We start from the raw sequence: 3,243 nt of genomic DNA on the forward strand, positions 1-3,243 counted from the left end.
ATACATCACCTCGTTTGCAATGCTTCTGCGCTTTTTCTACCAATTTAAGATATTCGTTATCAGTAAGATTAGAGGTTTCGGAGCCGTCTTTTTCAAATGGATAAACAAGGGCGTTTTTATTTTTAATCAAATCCTGCAACAGCAGCATTTCAGATTTTACACCATCAATTTTGTTTTYGATAAGATGCATTTCATCATTAAAATGATTGATCGCAATCACATATTGATACAGCCTGTAACGAAGGATCGGAATTTCAACTTCTTTACTTTGAGGTTTAAAACTAATGTTTTCAAAAAGAGGAACGGCTTCAAAACTCGTATATCCGAAAAGACTTTGCGCAGTTTCTTCTATACTGTCATTGGTTTTTTCGCAAACAAAAACTTTAGAAAAATCATTCAGCAATTGGGTTACTTTTACGTTTTCTAAAGACTTTTTTTCAGGATTTTCATTAGGGAATTTGATTTCATACTCATTAAGATTTTTTATTTCGATCCCTGAAATTGCGTTTACGGCAATGAAAGAAAAATTATTGTCGATACTTTTTGCATCTGAACTTTCAAGCAAAATGGTATCACGAAATTTATCTCTGATCTGAAGATAAATATTCATGGGAGTTTGTAAATCTCCTAAAGTTTTTTTTGAGGTGGTTTTTATATGAATTGTATTGCTGAACATTTTTATAATTTTTTAAATATGGAACAAAAAAAAGACTTCAACGCAATCGTCAAAGTCTCTGTATATTTTTCTATAGAATTCAAGCTGTAATATAACAACACGACAATAGCATCAGACCCGACGAAGAGTTTGAGTGCCACCACCAATTTTTGTTGTTAGAAATAATCATGGAGCAAATGTAGAAATTTTTTTAATATCAAAATAAAAAATAACAGAAAATTTATTTTTAACTTTTTAAAATCGGTTTATATATGATTTAAAATAGCTCTAAATCTCGCATTTGCAACTTTATTTTTTATATTTTTGTGACCAAATTAGAAAAGCAATGAAAAAAGTATTAGCAATCGTATTCTTAGGAAGTTTAGTAGCAGTAAGCTGTTCAAAAAAAGATGACAAATCTTTACAAGACAGTAACATTATGTTGGAAGAACCTGCAACACCTACAGTGGTAGATTCAACTGCTGCAAAAACAGATTCTACACCGGCTCCGGCTGCAACACCTGCACCTGCAACAGATTCTACAGCTGCAAAATAATGAAAAAACTGTTTTTGACAGGATTGATAAGCTTATTTATTGCTTCCTGTTCTAAAAAAGAAGATTCACAAGCTCTGTCAACCGGTTCTACAGATATTTCAACCCCGGTGAACAGCAATGTTTCGGGTAAAGATTTAATTGAAGCTTCAGATTGTATGGCTTGTCATAATGCTGTGGAAAGAACGATAGGTCCGTCTTATAAAGAAATTGCCGAAAAATATTCTGATAAAGATATTGAAATGTTGGCATCAAAAATTATAGAGGGCGGAAGCGGAGTTTGGGGAAGTGTTTCGATGCAGCCTCACCCGCAAGTTTCAAAAGAAGATGCCAAAAAAATGGTGGAATTTATTTTAAGTCAGAACAAATAAATGACTGCCGGAAAATCAACTCTGCACCCAAGAAATCTGCATAAAAATTCTTATGATTTTGACCTGCTGATTTCTTGTGTGCCGGAATTGAAACACTATGTTTTTACCAATCCTTACGGAAATCAAACCATTAATTTCAGTATCCCGAAAGCTGTAAAACTTCTGAATAAAGCTTTGCTGCAGCATTTTTACGGAGTTAAAAACTGGGATATTCCTGATGGAAATCTTTGCCCGCCCATTCCGGGAAGAGCAGATTATATTCATTATTTAGCAGATTTATTGGCTGAAAACCAGACTGAAATCCCCAAAAATTCTTCTGTAAAAGGTTTAGATATCGGAACAGGAGCAAACCTGGTTTATCCGCTGATTGCTCACAAATCTTACGGTTGGAAAATGGTGGGAACAGATATCAATAAAGATTCCTTTCAAAATGCACAGCAAATTTTAAATGAAAATCCTGATTTATCGTCTGAAATAGAACTTAGATTTCAGAAAAATCCAAATCAGATTTTTAAAAATATCATTTCTTCGGAAGAGCGTTTTCAGTTTTCAATGTGCAATCCGCCTTTCCATGATTCTGAAGAGTCTGCCATGAAAGGTAATTTGCGAAAAACAAAAAATCTCAACAAATCTAAAATTAAAACTCCAAATCTGAATTTTAGCGGACAACAATCTGAACTTTGGTGTGAAGGTGGAGAAATAGCTTTTGTCTCCAAAATGATTGAAGAAAGTGTACAATTTTCATCACAGATTCTTTGGTTTACCTGTTTAATTTCCAAAAAAGAAAATCTTTTCAGATTAAATTCACTTTTAAAAAGACTAAAAGCGGTAGACATAAAAACTATTGAAATGTCTCAAGGTCAGAAAGTAAGCAGGATTTTAGCTTGGACTTTTATTCCTGAAAATAAAAGAAGCCGTTTTTAAAATTTACTTTTTTCTATTTGGGCAGCTATTCCGCCTTCCGCTCCCAATCTTTTGTTCGTCATTCTTCCTCACAAAAGGATTTCCGCTCAAGTCGGGCTGCATTTGTGTTACAATAATATTTTCAGCAATAATTTGAATCATTTTTTTTTGTGAACTTTAGATAGGAAATACGCACAACTTCAATTCAAGATGGAACTTTTGTGACTTTTGCGGTTAAATTAAAATTCAGGTTTCATAAAACCTTAAAATTCACTATTTTTGCAATTCGAAAAAATTGAATTACAATGCAATTATCAGAACAGGAAATTATTAGAAGAGAAAAGCTGAATAAGCTTGTTGAAATGGGGATCAACGCATTCCCGGCGGAAGAATACACAGTTACGGATACCACAGAATCTATAAAACAGGATTTCGCAGAAAGTAAACAGGTGAAGATTGCGGGAAGATTGATGTCCCGTCGTATTCAGGGGAAAGCTTCTTTTGCTGAATTGCAGGATTCTACAGGTAGAATTCAGGTGTACTTCAACAGAGACGAAATCTGTACCGGAGAAGATAAAACTTTATACAACGATGTTTACAAACACCTTTTAGATATCGGTGATATTATCGGGATCGAAGGAGAATTGTTCACAACTCAGGTTGGTGAAAAAACAGTTTTGGTAAAAAACTTTACACTTCTTACCAAGACTTTAAGACCTTTACCACAGGCAAAAACCGATGAGAATGGAGTAGTGCACGAC

4 protein-coding genes and 1 pseudogene are annotated in these 3,243 nt (G+C 33.9%); 4 read left to right on the forward strand and 1 reads right to left on the reverse strand.

Annotation, left to right across the window (positions count from 1 at the left end; all coding sequences use genetic code 11):
* Positions 1–676: pseudogene (locus AB4Y90_RS16870) on the reverse strand (anthranilate synthase component I family protein); the annotation flags it as partial.
* 325 nt (positions 677–1,001) lie between these two features.
* Here AB4Y90_RS16870 and AB4Y90_RS16875 point away from each other — a divergent pair.
* The 4 genes from AB4Y90_RS16875 to AB4Y90_RS16890 form a co-directional block, all read left to right on the forward strand.
* On the forward strand, positions 1,002–1,211 hold the full coding sequence (locus AB4Y90_RS16875; protein ID WP_441558730.1) for a hypothetical protein: 210 nt from the start codon (positions 1,002–1,004) through the stop codon (positions 1,209–1,211).
* Complete coding sequence (locus AB4Y90_RS16880) at positions 1,211–1,579, forward strand: c-type cytochrome (protein WP_441558731.1); 369 nt, start codon at positions 1,211–1,213, stop codon at positions 1,577–1,579. Before AB4Y90_RS16875 ends, AB4Y90_RS16880 begins: the two co-directional genes overlap by 1 nt.
* Complete coding sequence (gene rlmF, locus AB4Y90_RS16885) at positions 1,580–2,503, forward strand: 23S rRNA (adenine(1618)-N(6))-methyltransferase RlmF (RefSeq protein ID WP_441558732.1); 924 nt, start codon at positions 1,580–1,582, stop codon at positions 2,501–2,503. It abuts the gene before it with no gap.
* A 284-nt stretch (positions 2,504–2,787) separates the two neighbouring features.
* Positions 2,788–3,243 (forward strand): OB-fold nucleic acid binding domain-containing protein (locus AB4Y90_RS16890; RefSeq protein ID WP_441558733.1); only part of this gene is annotated, 456 nt, incomplete at its 3' end.

The organism is Chryseobacterium sp. 2TAF14 (assembly GCF_052115105.1).
Classification (GTDB): Bacteria; Bacteroidota; Bacteroidia; order Flavobacteriales; family Weeksellaceae; genus Chryseobacterium.

Bases quoted from the DNA above. Each gene is read 5' to 3' on its own strand.
- rlmF (WP_441558732.1), top strand. From the start codon at position 1,580: ATGACTGCCGGAAAATCAACTCTGCACCCAAGAAATCTGCATAAAAAT.
- AB4Y90_RS16880 (WP_441558731.1), top strand. From the start codon at position 1,211: ATGAAAAAACTGTTTTTGACAGGATTGATAAGCTTATTTATTGCTTCC.
- AB4Y90_RS16875 (WP_441558730.1), top strand. From the start codon at position 1,002: ATGAAAAAAGTATTAGCAATCGTATTCTTAGGAAGTTTAGTAGCAGTA.